This window comes from Stella humosa, assembly GCF_006738645.1.
GTDB classification, from domain to species: Bacteria; Pseudomonadota; Alphaproteobacteria; order ATCC43930; family Allostellaceae; genus Allostella; species Allostella humosa.
In genome coordinates, this window is the sequence record NZ_AP019700.1 from 1905617 (window position 1) to 1922643 (window position 17027).

The 17027-nt window shown below is 69.5% G+C and carries 18 protein-coding genes; 13 read left to right on the forward strand and 5 right to left on the reverse strand.

What is annotated here, in order from left to right; translation table 11 throughout:
* Positions 1-53 precede the first annotated feature (53 nt).
* The 3 genes from STVA_RS08960 to STVA_RS08970 are packed head-to-tail and all read right to left on the reverse strand — an operon-like array spanning position 54 to position 1780.
* Entirely contained in the window at positions 54-1061 is a 1008-nt protein-coding gene (locus STVA_RS08960) for an isopenicillin N synthase family dioxygenase (protein WP_123688981.1), read from the reverse strand.
* Between the two features lie 18 nt (positions 1062-1079).
* On the reverse strand, positions 1080-1424 hold the full coding sequence (locus STVA_RS08965; RefSeq protein ID WP_123688980.1) for a Lin0512 family protein: 345 nt from the start codon (positions 1422-1424) through the stop codon (positions 1080-1082).
* On the reverse strand, positions 1421-1780 hold the full coding sequence (locus STVA_RS08970) for a Lin0512 family protein (RefSeq protein ID WP_123688979.1): 360 nt from the start codon (positions 1778-1780) through the stop codon (positions 1421-1423). Before STVA_RS08970 ends, STVA_RS08965 begins: the two co-directional genes overlap by 4 nt.
* Before the next feature lie 102 nt (positions 1781-1882).
* On the opposite strand from STVA_RS08970, the gene STVA_RS08975 reads away from it, so the two are divergent.
* The 12 genes from STVA_RS08975 to STVA_RS09030 all read left to right on the forward strand — a co-directional run bounded on the left by STVA_RS08975 (position 1883) and on the right by STVA_RS09030 (position 14794).
* Complete coding sequence (locus STVA_RS08975) at positions 1883-3115, forward strand: 3-methyl-2-oxobutanoate dehydrogenase (2-methylpropanoyl-transferring) subunit alpha (RefSeq protein WP_123688978.1); 1233 nt, start codon at positions 1883-1885, stop codon at positions 3113-3115.
* A gap of 3 nt (positions 3116-3118) precedes the next feature.
* Positions 3119-4132: an alpha-ketoacid dehydrogenase subunit beta gene (locus STVA_RS08980; protein WP_123688977.1), complete on the forward strand. Its 1014-nt coding sequence runs from the start codon at positions 3119-3121 to the stop codon at positions 4130-4132.
* 3 nt (positions 4133-4135) lie between these two features.
* Positions 4136-5407, forward strand: a complete 1272-nt coding sequence (locus tag STVA_RS08985; protein WP_123688976.1) for a dihydrolipoamide acetyltransferase family protein — start codon at positions 4136-4138, stop codon at positions 5405-5407.
* Between the two features lie 190 nt (positions 5408-5597).
* Positions 5598-6509, forward strand: coding sequence for a LysR family transcriptional regulator (locus tag STVA_RS08990; RefSeq protein WP_123688975.1), 912 nt, complete (start codon positions 5598-5600; stop codon positions 6507-6509).
* A 91-nt stretch (positions 6510-6600) separates the two neighbouring features.
* Positions 6601-7845, forward strand: coding sequence for an FAD binding domain-containing protein (locus STVA_RS08995; RefSeq protein ID WP_123688974.1), 1245 nt, complete (start codon positions 6601-6603; stop codon positions 7843-7845).
* Positions 7842-8729 (forward strand): amidohydrolase family protein, encoded by an 888-nt coding sequence (locus STVA_RS09000; protein WP_123688973.1) that lies wholly within the window; start codon positions 7842-7844, stop codon positions 8727-8729. The genes STVA_RS08995 and STVA_RS09000 overlap by 4 nt, the downstream gene beginning before the upstream one ends.
* A gap of 25 nt (positions 8730-8754) precedes the next feature.
* Entirely contained in the window at positions 8755-9639 is an 885-nt protein-coding gene (locus tag STVA_RS09005) for an NAD(P)-dependent oxidoreductase (RefSeq protein ID WP_123688972.1), read from the forward strand.
* Positions 9640-9644: 5 nt separating this feature from the next.
* Positions 9645-10553: an NAD(P)-dependent oxidoreductase gene (locus tag STVA_RS09010; RefSeq protein ID WP_123688971.1), complete on the forward strand. Its 909-nt coding sequence runs from the start codon at positions 9645-9647 to the stop codon at positions 10551-10553.
* A gap of 54 nt (positions 10554-10607) precedes the next feature.
* Positions 10608-11969, forward strand: a complete 1362-nt coding sequence (locus tag STVA_RS09015) for an extracellular solute-binding protein (protein WP_123688970.1) — start codon at positions 10608-10610, stop codon at positions 11967-11969.
* Between the two features lie 70 nt (positions 11970-12039).
* Positions 12040-12984: a carbohydrate ABC transporter permease gene (locus tag STVA_RS09020; protein WP_170216379.1), complete on the forward strand. Its 945-nt coding sequence runs from the start codon at positions 12040-12042 to the stop codon at positions 12982-12984.
* Positions 12981-13844, forward strand: coding sequence for a carbohydrate ABC transporter permease (locus STVA_RS09025; RefSeq protein WP_123688968.1), 864 nt, complete (start codon positions 12981-12983; stop codon positions 13842-13844). Before STVA_RS09020 ends, STVA_RS09025 begins: the two co-directional genes overlap by 4 nt.
* Before the next feature lie 20 nt (positions 13845-13864).
* On the forward strand, positions 13865-14794 hold the full coding sequence (locus STVA_RS09030; protein ID WP_123688967.1) for an ABC transporter substrate-binding protein: 930 nt from the start codon (positions 13865-13867) through the stop codon (positions 14792-14794).
* A gap of 15 nt (positions 14795-14809) precedes the next feature.
* Here the strand turns inward: STVA_RS09030 and STVA_RS09035 are convergent, their stop codons facing one another.
* Together STVA_RS09035 and STVA_RS09040 are read right to left on the reverse strand one after the other, a co-directional pair.
* Entirely contained in the window at positions 14810-15184 is a 375-nt protein-coding gene (locus STVA_RS09035; RefSeq protein ID WP_123688966.1) for a helix-turn-helix domain-containing protein, read from the reverse strand.
* 5 nt (positions 15185-15189) lie between these two features.
* Complete coding sequence (locus STVA_RS09040) at positions 15190-15462, reverse strand: BrnT family toxin (RefSeq protein ID WP_123688965.1); 273 nt, start codon at positions 15460-15462, stop codon at positions 15190-15192.
* Positions 15463-15621: 159 nt separating this feature from the next.
* Here STVA_RS09040 and lpdA point away from each other — a divergent pair, with 159 nt between their 5' ends.
* Positions 15622-17016 carry a dihydrolipoyl dehydrogenase gene (gene lpdA / locus STVA_RS09045; protein WP_123688964.1) on the forward strand — a complete coding sequence of 465 codons (1395 nt, stop codon included), beginning with the start codon at positions 15622-15624 and terminating at the stop codon, positions 17014-17016.
* Positions 17017-17027 lie beyond the last annotated feature (11 nt).

Sequence of the window (17027 nt, forward strand, 5' to 3'; positions counted from 1 at the left end):
TGGCCCCTCCATCGGGCGCGTAGACAAACGCCCCGACCGCCCTTCGGTTCCGGTCAGACGGCGGCGGTCGGCTTCTCCATGGCGTGGTGGAAATTGCTCTTCTGGTAGGTTTCCATGAACGCGCCATAGGTGGTGGTCGCGTGTCGGCGCGGGTGGGCGTCGTCGACCATCGTCGGCACCGGCTCGATCGGCCAGTCGTGCGCGGCATCCATGAAGAACGGGATGGCGTAGCGCTCGCCGCCGCTGCGGTTCAGCACCCGGTGCGGCGTCGCCAGGAAGCGGTCGTTCGTCCACAGCCGCAGCATGTTGCCGCCATTCACCAGGAAGGCGCCGGGCGGGGCCGGGGCATCGACCCACTCGCCGCCCGGCAGGCGCAGCGACAGGCCGGGAATGCGGTTCTGCGCCAGCAGCGTCAGGAAGCTGGTGTCGGTATGCGGCGCCAGCCCCCATTCCTGGCCGTCCCCAATCGGCCCGTCCGGGATCGGCTCGGACGGTGGGTAGTGGCTCATGCGCAGCGTGAACATGGCATCGGCGAAGGCGGCGTCGAACCAGTCGGCCGGCAGTTCCATGGCCGCGGCATAGACCGGCAGCAGGCGCCGGCCCAGCCCCTCCATGGCGTCGCAATAGGTGAGGATGGCCGCGCGGAAGCCGGGCAGGGCGGCCTCGTCGGGCCAGTGGTTGCGGCCGCGGAAGCGCACGCCCGCCACCACGTCGGGGTGGTCGGCCGCCAGTTCGCGCTTGAAGAAGATCGCCTCGTTGGCGTTGGGCCGCTGTGTCGTCGACAGGGCGTTGAACCGGGTCGTGGCACCGCGCATCGGCATGTAACCGATATTGTGCCGGTCGATGGCCAGCGCCGTCTTGGCCGCCAGCGGCAGGGCGTGGAAGCGGCGCACCTCCTCGAAGGTCGCATCGACCAGGTCCTGCGGCACGCCGTGGCCGACCACGAAATAGAAGCCGACGTCGGTGAAGGCCCGCCGCAGCTCTGCCCCCAGCGCCTCGCGCGCACCGGCCCGTCCGGCCAGGAAGGGTGCGAGGTCGAGGACCGGGATGATGTCGGACATGGGCTGCCCCCTCCTGGGCTATTCGGGCCGTTCCACCCGCACTTCGATCGCCGCGCTGGCGATGGCGGCGAAATCGCCGCCCTCGGCGTCGGGCACGTCGAGCCCGCCCTTCACCGCCCGCACCGTCACCCGGCCGACCGGCAGGCTCGCCTTCACCCGCTCCAGGTCGACCCGGTCCGGCTGCTGGACCCCGATGGTCACGTCGACGACGAGGCTCGCCTTGTCGATGCCGAGCGTGCGGATGAAGCTGAGCGAACTGTGGTGGAGGGCGTCCTGCACCGCGCGCAGCGCCGCCTTGGTGTAGTCGCCGCCATGCAGGTCGTTGCCGGCCCCCATCTCCAGGATCACGCGTTTGGCGGTCATGGGCGGCCTCCGGTTTCGGGCAGGTCGAGTTGGACGATGGCGGCGGCGTGGGCGATCAGCGTCACATCGCCCGTGCCCTCGCGCGGGATCGCCAGCCCGCCGTCCACGACCGTCACCGTGCCGGTGCCGTGCGGCAGGACGGCCAGCACCTCCTCGGTACGCACCGTCTCGGGCCGCGGCACGCCGATGGTGACGGCGACCCGCATGTCGTCCGACGTCTGGCCGACCAGTTCGGCGATGCCGAGCGAGTTGTGCCACAGCGCATCGCGCAGCGCGCGCACCGCCGCCTTGGTGCTGTCGCCGCCGCGTATGTCGGTGCCCATGCCGATTTCCAGTACCACGCGCTTCCAGGCCATGCCGTTGCCTCTCCCGCTGTGAGGTGCCCCGCATTATGTAGACTGCGACGGGTGGCGAGGACCATGATCATCCGCTCGCCCGCGTTCCAGGACCGGAGTTGCATGAGCGATCCTGCCCCCCTCAGCCTGCACGTCCCCGCACCCTCCGTCCGGCCCGGCGACCGGCCCGATTTCAGCGGTGTCCACATTCCGCGCGCCGGCACCGTGCCGCGCCCGCCGGTCGACGTGGCGCCCGAGGAGATCCGCGACCACGCCTATACGATCATCCGCGTGCTGAACCGCGATGCCGAGGCGGTGGGGCCGTGGGCGGGCTCGCTGTCGGACGAGGAGGCGCTCCAGGGCCTGCGCGACATGATGAAGGTGCGGGTGTTCGACGCCCGCATGCTGATGGCCCAGCGCCAGGGCAAGACGTCCTTCTACATGCAGTGCCTGGGCGAGGAGGCGATCGCGTGCGCCTTCCAGAAGGCATTGGCGCCGGGCGACATGAACTTCCCGACCTATCGCCAGCAGGGGCTGCTGATCGCCGGCGGCTATCCGCTGGTCGACATGATGAACCAGATCTTCTCCAACGACGCCGACCCGCTGCATGGCCGCCAGCTACCGATCATGTACTCGGCCCGCTCGCACGGCTTCTTCTCGATCTCCGGCAATCTCGGCACCCAGTATGTCCAGGCGGTGGGCTGGGCGATGGCCTCGGCGATCAAGGGCGACACGAAGATCGCGGCCGGCTGGATCGGCGACGGCTCGACGGCGGAATCGGATTTCCACGCGGCGCTCGTCTTCGCGTCGACCTACAAGGCGCCGGTCGTCCTCAACATCGTCAACAACCAGTGGGCCATCTCCACCTTCCAGGGGATCGCGCGCGGCGGGGCAGGGACCTTCGCCGCCCGCGGCCACGGTTTCGGCATCCCGGCATTGCGGGTGGACGGCAACGACTATCTGGCAGTCCACGCCGTGGCGAAGTGGGCGGCCGAGCGGGCGCGCCGCAACCTGGGGCCGACGCTGGTGGAGTACGTGACCTATCGCGTGGCTGCCCATTCGACATCGGACGACCCCTCGGCCTACCGGCCCAAGACGGAATCGGACGCCTGGCCGCTGGGCGACCCGATCGAGCGGCTGAAGAACCACCTGGTCGCCCGCGGCGTGTGGTCGGACGCGCGCCACGCCCAGTACAATGCCGAGGTCGAGGCCGAGGTCCTGGCCGCCCAGCGCGAGGCCGAGGGCCATGGCACGCTGCATTCCGGCGGCAAGCCCTCGGTGCGCGACATGTTCGAGGGCGTCTATCGCGACATGCCCCCGCACCTGGTGCGGCAGCGCCGCCAGGCCGGGGTCTGAGCCATGGCGCGCATGACCATGATCGAGGCGATCCGCGACGCGATGGCGGTCGCCATGACGCGCGACCCCAACGTCGTCGTGTTCGGCGAGGATGTCGGCTATTTCGGCGGTGTCTTCCGCTGCACCCAGGGCCTGCAGCAGAAGTTCGGCGCGTCGCGCTGCTTCGACACGCCGATCAACGAGAGCGGCATCGTGGGCACCGCCATCGGCATGGCCGCCTATGGCCTGCGCCCCTGCGTCGAGATCCAGTTCGCCGACTATGTCTATCCCGCCTACGACCAGATCGTGTCGGAGGCGGCCCGCCTGCGCTATCGCTCGAACGGGGATTTCACCGCGCCGTTGACCATCCGCATGCCGACCGGCGGCGGCATCTTCGGCGGCCAGACCCACAGCCAGAGCCCGGAGGCCCTGTTCACCCATGTCGCCGGGCTGAAGACCGTGGTGCCGTCCAACCCGCACGACGCCAAGGGCCTGCTGATCGCCGCCATCGAGGATGACGACCCGATTATCTTCCTGGAGCCCAAGCGGCTCTACAACGGCCCCTTCGACGGCTATCACGACCGGCCGGTGACGCCCTGGTCGAAGCACCCGCTGGGCGAGGTGCCGGAGGGGCATTTCACCGTGCCGCTGGGCCAGGCGGTCGTGCGCCGGCCGGGCACGGCGGTGACCGTGCTCGCCTACGGCACCATGGTCCATGTCGCCATCGCGGCGGCCGAGGCGACCGGGATCGACGCCGAGGTGATCGACCTGCGCACCCTGCTGCCGCTCGACCTCGACACCATCGCGGCCTCGGTCACCCGAACCGGCCGCTGCGTCGTCGTGCACGAGGCGACGCTGACCTCGGGCTTCGGGGCGGAACTGGCGGCCCTGGTGCAGGAGACCTGCTTCTATTCGCTGGAGGCGCCGGTCGGCCGCGTCGCCGGCTGGGACACGCCCTATCCCCACGCCCAGGAGTGGGACTATTTCCCCGGCCCCGCCCGCGTCGGCGAGGCCCTCCAGGCAGCGATGGCGGGCTGAGTCATGGGAACCCACGTCATCAAGCTGCCCGACATCGGCGAAGGCGTCGCCGAGGCCGAACTGGTGGAATGGAACGTCGCGGTCGGCCAGCAGGTGGCCGAGGACGACGTGCTGGCCAGCGTCATGACCGACAAGGCCGCGGTCGAGATCCCGACGCCCGTGGCCGGCACCGTCACCTGGCTGGCGGGGGAGATCGGCGACAAGATCGCGGTCGGCGCGCCGCTGGTCCGGCTGGAGGTGGCGGGGCAGGGGAACGACGCCGGGCCGGCGCCCGCCAAGGCCGAGCCGGCCGCTGAAGCCTCGCCTGTCGTGGCAGAGGCGGTCGCGCCACCGGCACCCACCGCTCCGAAGCCGAAGGGCCGTCCGGCCGATACTGCCGCCGCCGCCGCCGGCCCGCCGCGGCGCGAGGGCGACCGGCCGCTGGCGTCGCCGGCCGTGCGCAAGCGGGCGCGCGATGCCGGCATCGACCTGCGCCAGGTGCGCGGCACCGGGCCTGCCGGCCGCATCGGCCATGACGACCTGGAGCGGTTCCTGGCCGCGGGCGACCAGCCCGCCGGTGCCCCCGGCCTGCGCCGCAACGATGCCGTGGAAGAGGTGAAGATCGTCGGCCTGCGCCGCCGCATCGCCGAGCGGATGGCGCTCGCCAAGCGCCGCATCGCCCATATCACCTATGTCGAGGAGGTGGACGTCGAGGCGCTGGAAGACCTGCGGGCCGCCCTGAACAAGGAAAAGGTCGAGGGCCGGCCGCGCCTCACCATCCTGCCCTTCCTGATGCGCGCCATGGTGAAGGCGGTGGCCGAGCAGCCCGCCCTGAACGCGCTCTATGACGACGAGGCCGGGGTCATCCACCGCCATGGCGGGGTCCATGTCGGCGTCGCGACGCAGACGCCCGCGGGCCTGGTCGTGCCCGTCGTCCGCCATGCCGAGGCGCGCGACCTGTGGGGTTGTGCCGCCGAACTGGCGCGCCTGGCCGACGCCGCCAAGGCCGGCACCGCCACGCGCGAGGAACTGACGGGCTCCACCATCACCATCACCTCGCTCGGCAGCATGGGCGGCATCGCCACCACCCCCGTCGTCAACCACCCGGAGGTCGCCATCGTCGGGGTGAACAAGATCCAGGTCCGCCCGATGTGGGACGGCAGCCAGTTCGTGCCGCGCCGGATGATGAACCTTTCCTCCAGCTTCGACCACCGCGTCATCGACGGCTGGGACGCCGCCGTCTTCGTGCAACGCATCAAGGCGCTGCTGGAAGCCCCGGCGATGATCTTTATCTGACGCGGTCAGGCGTTCTGCACGAGTGCTCTACCGTCATTGGGTCTCTCGACAGGAGGCGCGGGATGAGGGAATTCGAGTTCGGCATGCCCAACACTGCAGAAGTGACTATTTTGGGTTCTGACCGTCCTCATTCCGAGCGCGCAGCGAAGCGAGCATTCGAGGAACGCACCGGCGTGGGCTCGCTACGAGCATGATGGACTTCCGCCGGCTTCGCTACTTCGTCGCGGTCTATGAGGAGGGCAGCATCAGCCGGGCTGCCGAACGCGAGAACGTGGCCCAGCCGGCCCTGTCGGTGCATATCCGCCAGCTCGAGGCCGAGATGTCGGTCCGGCTCTTCGAGCGTTCGGCCCAGGGGGTGCAGGCGACGCCGGCGGGGCGGCATTTCTACAAGCTCTGCAACGGGTTGCTGCGCGATCTTGCATCGGCCCGGCAGGAGATGCTGGACTTCGGCGGCACGATAGCGGGCGCCATCCGGGTCGGGCTGATGCCCACCATCTGCCGTGGGCCGCTGGCCAAGATCCTGGTCGACTATACGAGTGCCTATCCCAAGGTCGAGATCGAGATCGTGGAGGCCTATAGCGGAACGCTGGCAGACCGCGTGGTAGCCGGGGAACTGGACCTGGCCGTCTGCAACCGCCCGGCGCCGCAGACCAACCTGACCATGCGGCTGCTCTTCAGCGACCGCGTGCTGCTGGTGTCAGGCGCCGCCCGACCGCGCCAGCCCTGGGTCCCGTGCCGGCTCGACGCGATCGACGGGCTGAAGCTGGTACTGCCGTCGGCGCACCATTCCCTGCGGCGCATCCTCGACCGCCAGATCAAGGCCGGCACCATCCGGCCCGCCCGCGTGATCGAGGTGGACGGCCTCGGCGCCACCATGGAGTTCGTCGGCGAATCCGACTGGTCGACGATGCTGCCGAGTGCGGCCGTCATCAAGGATCGCAGTTCGGGCCGCTTCATCCTCAACCCCATCGCCTCGCCGCACCTGACGTCCGACATCTATGTCATGCACCGGCCCGATCAGCCGCTGTCGCTGCCGGCCCAGCGCATCGTGCAGATGATCCATGCCGAGCTTCTGGCGGTGCCCGGCAAGTACGGGCTATAGCGCCCGACTATATCCGCTATAGCGCATCAGCATTTGCGGCGATGGCCTGGGCTTGCGAGAAACGCTCTCTCGAATGGGAGTGGGATAGCGGATGGGTACGCCAGCGCCGGCACGGCGGAAGGCCATCATCGTCGGTGGATCGGTAGCCGGGCTCTTCGTCGGCAACATGCTGCATCGTGCCGGCTGGGACGTCGCGATCTACGAGCGCGTGCCCGATGACCTCGCCTCGCGCGGCGCCGGCATCGCCCGCCACGCCGAGATGGAGCCGATCATGGCCGCCGCCGGCGTGACCGAGACGGGGCCGCTTGGCATCCAGGTGGATGGCCGCATCGCTGTCGACCGCCATGGCAAGCAGTTGGGCCAGTTCGCTTTCCCGCAGTACCTGACCTCCTGGAGCTACGTCTACAACCCGCTGAAGGCGGCCTTCCCCGGCGGGCGCTACGAAGGCGGGCGCGAGCTGGTGGCGATCCGCCATGACGGCAACGGCCCGGTCGCCTATTTCGCCGATGGCGGGGCCGAGGTGGCCGACCTGGTAGTGGGCGCCGATGGATTCCGCTCGCGCGTGCGCCATCTCATGGCCCCGGCGGTCGTTCCGCGCTATGCCGGCTACGTCGCCTGGCGCGGCCTGGTGCCGGAGACGGCACTGCCGGCGGCCTTCCGCGCCGAAGGCTTCGGCCAGTATTGCTTCTGCTTTCCGCCGGGCGGGCAGTTCATCGGCTACCCGGTTGCGGGTGCCGACGATTCCGTGGCGCCGGGGCATCGCCGCTACAATTTCCTGTGGTATCGCCATGTCGGCGACGGGGCGCCGCTGGCCGACCTGCTGACCGATGCCAGCGGCCGCACCCACGATTACTCGATCCCGCCGCCGCTGATCCGGCCCGACCTGGTCGACCGCCTGCGCCGCGACGCCGCCGCCGACCTGCCGGCGCCGCTGGCCCAGGTCGTGGCGCTGGCCGAGCACCCGATGCTGCAGCCGATCTACGATGTCGAATCCGAGCGGATCGCCTTCAACGGCGTGGCGCTCATCGGGGACGCCGCCTTCGTGGCGCGGCCGCATGCCGGCATCGGCGTGCTGAAGGCGGGCGAGGATGCCTGGGCCCTGGCCCGGAGTCTGGCGGCCGGCGGGTCGATCGCCGATGCCCTGGCCCGCTTCGAGGCGGAGCGGTTGCCCGCCGGCAAGGATGCGGTCCGGCTCGGTCGCCGCCTGGGTGCCTTCATCGAGCGCGGCCACGACACGCCGCAGAGCGATCCGGCGCTGGGCCTGACGACGGAGTTCATCCTGCGCGTCAGTGCCCGGCCGCCGTCCCATTCGCCCGAGCTGCTGGCGCTGGCATGACCGGGCCCATCATCGACGCGCACCACCACATCTGGCGCCTGGCCGCCACGCCCTGGCTCCAGGGGCCGGCCGTGCCGCGCATCTTCGGCGCCTACGAACCGCTGCGGCGCGACTACGACATCGACGAGTACATGGCGGATGCCGTGCCGTGCGGCGTCGTGAAGTCGGTCTTCGTGCAGGTGAACGTCGCCCCGGGCGGTGAGGTCGACGAGGCGGCCTGGGTGCAGCAGACGGCCGACCGGCACGGCTTTCCCCATGCCGTCACCGCCTTCGCCGACTTGGCCGCGCCCGATGTGGGCGACGTGCTCGACCGCCAGATGGCGGTCTGCCGCCTGCGTGCGGTGCGCCAGCAGATCCACTGGCACGCCAACCCGCAGTACCGTTTCGCCGCGCGCCCTGACGTGATGAACGACCCGGCCTGGCGGCGTGGGCTGGCCGAGGTCGAGCGCCGCGGCCTGATGTTCGAGCTGCAGGTATTCGCCAGCCAGATGGCCGACGCGGCCGCCCTGCTGCGGGCCTTCCCCGGCGTGACCTTCATCCTGACCCATGCCGGCATGCTGGAGGATCGCACGCCCGCAGGCTGGGCGCTGTGGCGGGCCGGGATGGTGGAGCTTGCGTCTTGTCCGAATGTGGCCACGAAGGTGTCGGGCCTGGGCACCTTCGACCGCGCCTGCTCGGTCGAGCGATGGAAGCCGATCGTCACCGCCACCATCGACCTGTTCGGCCCGGGGCGTTGCCTGTTCGGCAGCAACTTTCCCATAGAGAAGCTGTGGACGGACTATGCGACGCTGATCGCGACCGTCCGGGCCTGCCTGGCCGACCTGCCGGAGGCCGATCGCCAAGCGGTGCTGCACGATACGGCCCAGCGCCTCTACGGGCTCTGAAGAATAAGCGTGGGAAGGAAAGCCAATGAAGATCGGCGTGGCCGGGCTGGGGCGGATGGGGGCGGCGATCGCCCGCCGCCTGATCGATGTCGGGCATGAGGTCCATGTGTGGAACCGCACGGCCGAACGCGCGGCCCCGCTGGCCGCCGCTGGTGCCGCCGTCGCCGCCAGCCCGCGCGAACTGGCCGCCGCCGTCGAGGCGGTCATCACCATCGTGACCGATGCCGAAGCCATCGAGGCGGTCTATGGCGGCCCGGATGGGCTGTTGGCCGGCAACGTCGCCGGCCGCCTCTTCATCGAGATGAGCACCGTCCGACCGGAGGCGGAGACGGCCCTGGCCGAGCGGGTGAAGTCGGCGGGCGCCGTTCTAGTGGAATGCCCCGTCGGGGGGACTGTCGGTCCGGCGCTCCAGGGCAAGCTGCTGGGCCTGGCCGGTGGCGAGGCGGCTGATGTAGAGCGCGCGCGGCCGGTCCTGGACCAGCTCTGCCGGCGCGTCGACCATGTCGGCCCGATCGGCGCCGGCGCCAGCATGAAGCTGGCGATCAACCTGCCGCTGGCCGTGTTCTGGCAGGCATTCGGCGAAGCCTATGCGCTGTGCGACCATCTGAAGGTCGATCGCGGCTGGCTGGTGGAGCTGTTCGCCGATACCTCGGGCGGCCCCAACGTCCTGAAGGCGCGCGGCGCGGCCGTGGCCAAGGCGCTGGCGACGGCGGAATCGGGGTCGGCCACCTTCGACTGCGATTCCATCCGCAAGGACCTGCGCACCATGGTGGCCGAGGCCCATGGCCGGGGCTTCGCCCTGCCGGTGGCCGAGCGCACGCTGGCCGTCTATGACGAGGCGAGCCAAGCCGGCTGGGGCGGGCGCGACTGCACCGAGCTGCCGGCCTACTGGGCCGGGCGCAAGGGCTGACCGCGATGGCCGAAGCCCGGCGCCCGGTCGCCATGATCGGCCTCGGCATCATGGGGTCGGCGATGAGCCGCAACATGATCGCGGCCGGCTTCACGGTGCATGGCTACGACCCGTCTGCCGCAGCGCAGGCAGCCTTCGTGGAGATGGGGGGAAACCTCGCCCCATCCGCGGCGGCAGCGGCGGCGGAAGCCGAGGTGATCCTGACCTGCCTGCCATCGGCCGCCGCGTTGCACGCTGTGGTGGCCGACCTGACGACGCTGCCGCCGGGCGGCCGCATCCTGGCCGAGACCAGCACGCTGACGCTCGACGACAAGGAGAAGGCGCGCCTGGCCCTGGCCGACATCGGCATCGTCATGCTCGATTGCCCGCTGTCGGGCTCGGGCAGCCAGGCCCGCACCCGCGACGTGCTGGTCTATGGCAGCGGCCCGCGCGACGCCTGGGATTGCTGCCTGCCGGTGTTCCAGGGCTTCTCGCGCGGCCCCCATCATCTGGGCGTCTTCGGCAACGGCTCGAAGATGAAGTTCGTGGCCAACCTGCTGGTGGCGATCCACACGGTGGCCGCCGGCGAGGCCTTCGCGCTTGCCCGCAAGGCCGGGCTCGACCCGCAGCAGATGTTCGACGTGGTGGCCGACGGCGCCGGTAGCTCGCGCGCGCTGCAGGTGCGCGGCAACATGCTCATCGCCGACCGCTACCTGCCGGTCGAGACGATGCCGCTCGACCTGTGGCGCAAGGACCTGCGGGTCATCGCCGACTTCGCGACCACGCTCGGCTGCCCGACGCCGATGTTCGCGGCCTGCGCGCCGCTGTTCCAGGCGGCGGTGGCGTCGGGATATGGCGACCAGGACACCGCGGCCGTGGCCCTGGTCCTGGAGACGATGGCGGGGCTGAAGCGGGAAGATACGAAACACGAATAGACGTCCGGGCACCGATAGAGATCGACGGCAGATCGATCGCAACAGGAGGAAACGATGGTCAGCAAGACGAACACGATCCGGGGCACCGGCCCCTCGCGGCGCGATGTCCTTATCGGCCTGGGCGCGGCCGGCGCCGGTGCGGCCACCCTTGGCCTCGGCCAGCGCGCCTGGGCCCAGGCCAAGGCGCCTGTCAATCTCAGCTTCTGGACCTTCGAGAACCCGCAGCAGCGGCCGTGGCTGCACAAGCGCATCCGCCTGTTCATGGAGCAGAACCCGGCGGTGAAGGTCGATTTCCAGTTCTTCCCCTTTGGCGACCTCGGCAAGAAGCTGAGCGTCGGCTTCGCCACCGGCACCGCGCCAGACGGCTTCGTCAGCCAGGACTGGTTCATGCCGACCTGGCTGGCCAAGGACCTGCTGGCCCCGCTCGACGTGCAGCGCCTGGGCTATTCCTCGGTGAAGACCTTCAGCGACGACTTCACCCAGGCCTTCGTTGCCGGCGCCACCAAGGACGGCAAGGTCTACGGCTATCCGCTGTGGTTCTATGGCTTTGCCAACTACCTCAACACCAACCAGTTCAAGGAGGTCGGGCTCGATGCCGAGCGCGACTGGCCGCAGACCTGGGAGCAGCTGGGCGAGGTGGCCAAGCGTTTGACCGTCAAGAGCGGCGAGCGCTTCACCCGGCAGGGCTTCAAGTTCGCCATGCATGCCGCGCAATGGACGATGATCCAGTTCAACCCCATGCTGATCCAGCATGGCGGCGCTTGGTTCGACGATGCCGGCAAGTGCACGATCAACAACGCGGCCGGCGTCCGGGCGATGACGACCCGGGCCTCGATCGCGCGCACCTATGGCGCCGAGGACCCGGCGGATTCGATCGCGACCGCGCCCCTGCCGCAGATGGACTGGCTGCGCGAGCGGGCCTCGATGTTCTTCTGCCACCCGATCCCGCCGGCGGCGATCGCCTCGCAGAACCAGAAGATGCTGACCGAGGGCTACTACCGCCCGGTGCAGTATCCGGGCGTCGAGGCCGGCAAGGGCTTCTCGACCACCTACGGCTTCAACCTGGTGGTCAACGCCCGCGCACCCAAGGAGAAGCAGGAGGTCCTGCACGACCTCTACAAGTTCATGATGAGCGACCTGGCCGACTGCTGGAAGGACACCGCCCCCTTCACGCTGGCGCGCAAGAGCGGCTGGGCCGACGCGCCCGAGGTGCGGCAGTTCCCGCATGTCGACGAGATCATCAAGGCCAAGGACCAGGGCGTCTACCTGCCGCGGACGGTCGTCTACAACGAGCTGGCCGACGCGGTGCATCGCGGCGTCCAGCGCATCATGCTGAACCGGGCCGACATCAAGACGACGCTGGACGACATCGCAGCCGAAGTCGATCGCGCGACCGAAGCCTCCAAGCGCGGCTGACGCGGAGACCGGTTCGGACGAGCGGCGGGGCCGGCAGCGGCCCCGCCAGCGACCAGGCATGCGAGGAACGATGGCGAGCGAGAACATCCTGTCGGCGGCAGCGGTCGAGCGCGAGCGACCGCGCCGGCGATTCTGGCACCTGCATTTCCAGCGCCGGATCACGTTGTGGGGGCTGGCCTTCGTCCTGCCATCGATCCTGTTCTTCATCGTCTTCAAGTTCGGGCCGATGATCTGGGCGATCGAGCTCAGCTTCACGTCCTACGACATGGTGTCGAAGCCGGCCTTCGTCGGGCTCGACAACTATCGCAAGCTGGCGGCCGACCCGGTGTTCGGCGAAAGCCTGTTCAACACGCTGGTCTACATCGCCGGGTCCACGGTGCTGATCACGCTGGTCAGCCTGGGGCTGGCGATGGCCATCAACACGCGCGTGCCGGGCGCGCGCTACTGCATGATGGCGATGTTCCTGACCAACCTCATGCCGATCATTGCCGTCTGCCTGGTCTGGCGCTTCCTGCTGCACCCGTTCGGGCTGATGACGCAGCTCCTGGCGCCCTTCGGCGTCACCCGCGTCGACTGGCTGACCGATACCAGCACCGCCATGCCGGCCATCATCGCCGTCACCGCCTGGCGCTTCGCGCCCTATTTCATGGTCGTGTTTTTGGCAGGCCTGCTGGCTATCCCCAGGGACTACTACGAGGCGGCCGAGATTGACGGCGCCACGGCGCGCCATCGCTTCGTCCATGTCACGCTGCCGCTGCTGATGCCGACCATCTTTTTCGTGGTCGTCATCTCGGCCCTGCTGTCGGCCCGCATCTTCCTGATGCCCTACATCATGACCGGTGGCGGCCCCGGCAACGCCACGCGCGTGCTGTCGATGCTGATCTACGAGACGGGCTTCTCGTACCTCAAGATGGGCGAGGCGGCCGCCATCTCGGTCGTGCTGTTCGCCATCATGCTGGTCTTCACCATGGGCCAGATGCGTCTCTTCATGCGCGGCGAGCGGGTGCACGGATGACCGCCGCCGCCCCGACGATGCGCCCACCGCGACTGGCCGTGCGCCTGCGCCCGCTCTATCGCTGGCTGGGGCTGGTGGCGCTGCTGGCCCTGACCGTCGCCTTCCTGTTGCCGATCCTGTGGATGACCACGACGTCGTTCCAGGCCGGCGAGAAGATGTTCCAGCTCACGACAGACTGGATCCCCACCGTCTGGCACTGGGAAAACTATCCGAACGCGCTCTCTCGCGCGGCCTTCCCGACCTTCTTCTTCAACAGCACGGTCGTGTCCGTCATCGTCATGGCGGGCAACGTCGTGTTCTGCACGCTGGCCGGCTACGGGCTGGCCAAGTTCCGCTTCCCGGGCGACCGCTGGGTGCTGCTGGCGATCCTGTGCACGCTGATGCTGCCGCTGGAAGTGACGCTCGTCCCCACCTTCCTCGTCGTCTACGAGTTCGGCTGGCTCAACAGCTATCAGGGCATCGCCGGCCCCCTGGTGATCGAGGCGTTCGGCATTTTCCTGATGCGTCAGTCGATGCTGTCGATCCCGGCCGACTATATCGAGGCCGCCCGCATCGACGGGGCAGGCGAGTTGCGGATCCTGTGGAAGATCATCGTGCCGCAATGCCGGCCGGCGCTGGCGGTGCTGGCAGTGTTCTCGTTCCGCGACAGCTGGGACCAGTTCCTGTGGCCGCTGACGGTCGTGTCGGTGAACGAGTATCGCACCTTCCCGCTGGGCCTGGTTGCCTTCGGCGAGGACTACGGCACCCCGCCGACCGAGCAGATGTCGATCGCCGTCCTGGCGACCATCCCGGTGTTCCTCCTCTTCGCGGTGCTGCAGCGGTGGGTCAATCGCGGCTTCGGCCTCAGCGGTCTCAAGTAAAAGCAAGGCGGCGAAAAATCATGGAGAAGGTCAGAATCGCGATCGCCCACTGGGGTGCGGGCATCGCGCCGGTGTTCGCGGGCGTCGAGGGCGGCTATTTCCAGGCCGAGGGGCTGGAGCCCGAGCTGGTGCCGATCCTGGGTCACCCCAACGCCATGCGGGCGCTGATCGAGGGCGAGGTCGAGTTCACCAACTCCGTCGGGCCGGAACTGATCCTGGCCAACCGGCGGCACGGCGGCGACGGCGTGGTCATCGCGTCGGCCATCGGCCGCAGCGCCCAGCAGGTCTCGGCCCGGCCCGGCCTGTCGACGCGCGAGGACCTGCGCGGCCGGCGCTGGGGCGTGGTCGCCCGCAACGATGCCGACGAGGGCTCGATCGTCATGGCGTTCGAGCGCTGGGGCTGGGATCCCGCGCGCGACGCCGAGATCGTCGTCGTCGGCACCGACGGCCCGCGGCTCGACCGGCTGCTCGACGAATCCCGGGTCGATGTGGCGATCATGCACGCGCCGGAGCCCTTCCAGGCGGCCAAGCGCGGCTGGCGCGTGGTCGAGGACCTGGGCCGGCTCGACGTCGCCTTCCAGAATAGCTGTGCCGCCACTACCCGGCGCTTCGCGGCCTCCAGGCCCGATCTCGTGCTGCGCTACGTCCGCGCCTATTGCCGGGCGGTCTATCGCTTCCGCACCGATGCCGAGTTCGGCATCGAGACGCTGGCGAAATACACCGGCGAGCCCGACCGTGGCGTGCTGGCCGACACCTGGGTGCTGTTCGCCCGCCTGATGGGGGGGATGATGTTCCCCAGCGTCGAGGGCATGCGCAACGCGGCCCACGTCCTGCACAAGCTGGGGGCCATCCCGCAGCCGGTTGCGCCGGAGACGGTGGTCGACCTCGGCCCCGTCGCAGCGCTGGAGCGGGCGGACTTCTTCACGGGCTTTGTCGGCCGGGCTGCGTAGACGCCCGGCAACCGGCTAGGCTGCTTTCTTCGCGCGGCCACCCGGTTTCTTTGCCTTCGGCTTCGCGCCCAACGCCCGGAATGCGGCGTCTGGCTCCCGCTCCACGATGCGCAGCAGTGCCATCGCGGCGGGATCGGGGATCGTGCGGCGCTGCTCCCAGTTCCGCACAGTCCCCAGCGGCAGGCCAAGGGCCGCCGCGAACGCATCTTGATTGAGACCGAGCGCCAAGCGAATCCGCTTCAGGTCGGGCAGCGGGGCACCGAGCGTCATCACGTCGGGCGCAACGTCGGGATCGCCGGCGATCTGCTGTTCGATGGCCTCGTCGGTCATGGCGTCCAGGCGGCGTTCGTCGGCAGTACCCGGATTCTTGGCAATCTCGTCGAGGGTCATCCTCGTCACCCGTGCGTTTCGTGCCATAGCTTTCGTTCCTTCGTGTTTGCGCGACGTGCGGAGATAATGCGGCGAACGCCATCGCGATCACTGTAGACCACCACCAGTTCACGGCCGTCGGCGACGCCAAGCGCGACGATTCGGACTTCGCCGTAGGAATGTCGGCTGTCGCAGAACTCGATGACGGGCCCGAGGAAGATGCGAGCAGCCTTGTCGAAGCCGATCGCTCGCTCCCGCAGGTTCCGCTCGTTCTTGGCCGGGGTCCAATCGAAATCCATACCGGAAGCTACGCTGCAAGCGTTCGGGCCGCAACGAGTGATCACGCTCTAAGCGTACTATCAGGCCGTGGAGATGCGCCCCAGGAAGGCTATGGATTCGCCCGTCACGCGATTCAGTAGGGAAGCGCCTCGGGCGAGGTTCGGGCTAGTATCGCCGGCATGAAGGAAATTTCCTGCGCGGTGCTGGTCGTGGGTGCGGGGCCAGGCGGCTATGTCGCGGCGATCCGGGCGGGGCAGCTTGGCCTCGACACGGTCATTGTCGAGGCCGGGCGGCCGGGCGGCACCTGCCTCAACATCGGCTGCATTCCGTCCAAGGCGCTGATCCACGCCGCCGGCGAGTTCCACCATGTCGCCCGCATGGCCCGTGGGCAGCGGACGCCCGGCATATCGGTGGCGGCACCCAGCTTCGACCTGGGTCCGTGCCAGGAATGGAAGGGCGGCATCGTCAACCGCCTGACCAACGGCGTGGCCGAGCTGCTGAAGCGCGCGCGGGTGAAGACGGTGGAGGGCACGGCCCGCTTCCGCGACGGCAAGACGGTGGAGGTGGCGACGGCCACCGGGACCCAGGTCATCCGCGCGGCCAACGTCGTGATCGCCACCGGCTCCGTGCCGGTCGAGCTGTCGTTCCTGCCGTTCGGCGGCCGGGTCATCTCGTCGACCGAGGCGCTGGCCCTGACCGAATTGCCGCGCCGCCTGGTTGTCGTCGGCGCGGGCTATATCGGGCTGGAACTGGGCATGGCCTTCGCCAAGCTCGGATCCGAGGTGGCCATCGTCGAGGCGGCCGACCGCATCCTGCCCCAGTATGACGCGGAACTGACGCGTCCGGTGGCAGAGCGGCTGCGGGAGCTTGGCGTGACGCCGTATCTGGGCGCCAAGGCCCAGGGGATGGCGGGCGAGGGCGCGCTGCTGATCGAGACCGCCGACGGAACGGCGGCGCGCCTGCCCGCCGATGCCGTGCTCGTCACCGTCGGCCGCCGGCCGCGGACCGAGGGCTGGGGCCGCGAGGAACTGGCACTCGCCATGAACGGCCCGTTCGTGGCCATCGACGAGCAATGCCGCACCGCGATGCGCGGCGTCTATGCCGTGGGCGACGTGACGGGCGAGCCGATGCTGGCCCACCGGGCAATGGCCCAGGGCGAGATGGTGGCCGAGATCATCGCCGGCCAGCGCCGCGCCTGGGACAAGGTGGCGATCCCCGCCATCTGCTTCACCGACCCTGAGATCGTGACGGTCGGCCTGTCGCCGGACGGCGCGCGCGCGGCCGGCATCGAGACGCGAGTCGGCCGCTATCCTCTGTCGGCCAATGGCCGGGCGATGACGATGGAGGCCGAATCGGGCTTCGTGCGGATCGTGGCTCGGGCCGACAACCACCTGGTCCTTGGCATGCAGGCGGTGGGGGCGGGCGTGGGCGAGCTGTCGGCCACCTTCGGGCTGGCGCTGGAGATGGGCGCACGGCTGGAGGATGTGGCGGGAACGATCCACGCGCACCCGACACTCGGCGAGTGCGTGCAGGAAGCCGCCATGCGGGCGCTGGGGCACGCCATTCACATCTGACGAGCGCGCCG

Bases quoted from the DNA above. Each gene is read 5' to 3' on its own strand.
- STVA_RS08960 (WP_123688981.1), bottom strand. From the start codon at position 1,061: ATGTCCGACATCATCCCGGTCCTCGACCTCGCACCCTTCCTGGCCGGA.
- STVA_RS08965 (WP_123688980.1), bottom strand. From the start codon at position 1,424: ATGACCGCCAAACGCGTGATCCTGGAGATGGGGGCCGGCAACGACCTG.
- STVA_RS08970 (WP_123688979.1), bottom strand. From the start codon at position 1,780: ATGGCCTGGAAGCGCGTGGTACTGGAAATCGGCATGGGCACCGACATA.
- STVA_RS08975 (WP_123688978.1), top strand. From the start codon at position 1,883: ATGAGCGATCCTGCCCCCCTCAGCCTGCACGTCCCCGCACCCTCCGTC.
- STVA_RS08980 (WP_123688977.1), top strand. From the start codon at position 3,119: ATGGCGCGCATGACCATGATCGAGGCGATCCGCGACGCGATGGCGGTC.
- STVA_RS08985 (WP_123688976.1), top strand. From the start codon at position 4,136: ATGGGAACCCACGTCATCAAGCTGCCCGACATCGGCGAAGGCGTCGCC.
- STVA_RS08990 (WP_123688975.1), top strand. From the start codon at position 5,598: ATGATGGACTTCCGCCGGCTTCGCTACTTCGTCGCGGTCTATGAGGAG.
- STVA_RS08995 (WP_123688974.1), top strand. From the start codon at position 6,601: ATGGGTACGCCAGCGCCGGCACGGCGGAAGGCCATCATCGTCGGTGGA.
- STVA_RS09000 (WP_123688973.1), top strand. From the start codon at position 7,842: ATGACCGGGCCCATCATCGACGCGCACCACCACATCTGGCGCCTGGCC.
- STVA_RS09005 (WP_123688972.1), top strand. From the start codon at position 8,755: ATGAAGATCGGCGTGGCCGGGCTGGGGCGGATGGGGGCGGCGATCGCC.
- STVA_RS09010 (WP_123688971.1), top strand. From the start codon at position 9,645: ATGGCCGAAGCCCGGCGCCCGGTCGCCATGATCGGCCTCGGCATCATG.
- STVA_RS09015 (WP_123688970.1), top strand. From the start codon at position 10,608: ATGGTCAGCAAGACGAACACGATCCGGGGCACCGGCCCCTCGCGGCGC.
- STVA_RS09020 (WP_170216379.1), top strand. From the start codon at position 12,040: ATGGCGAGCGAGAACATCCTGTCGGCGGCAGCGGTCGAGCGCGAGCGA.
- STVA_RS09025 (WP_123688968.1), top strand. From the start codon at position 12,981: ATGACCGCCGCCGCCCCGACGATGCGCCCACCGCGACTGGCCGTGCGC.
- STVA_RS09030 (WP_123688967.1), top strand. From the start codon at position 13,865: ATGGAGAAGGTCAGAATCGCGATCGCCCACTGGGGTGCGGGCATCGCG.
- STVA_RS09035 (WP_123688966.1), bottom strand. From the start codon at position 15,184: ATGACCCTCGACGAGATTGCCAAGAATCCGGGTACTGCCGACGAACGC.
- STVA_RS09040 (WP_123688965.1), bottom strand. From the start codon at position 15,462: ATGGATTTCGATTGGACCCCGGCCAAGAACGAGCGGAACCTGCGGGAG.
- lpdA (WP_123688964.1), top strand. From the start codon at position 15,622: ATGAAGGAAATTTCCTGCGCGGTGCTGGTCGTGGGTGCGGGGCCAGGC.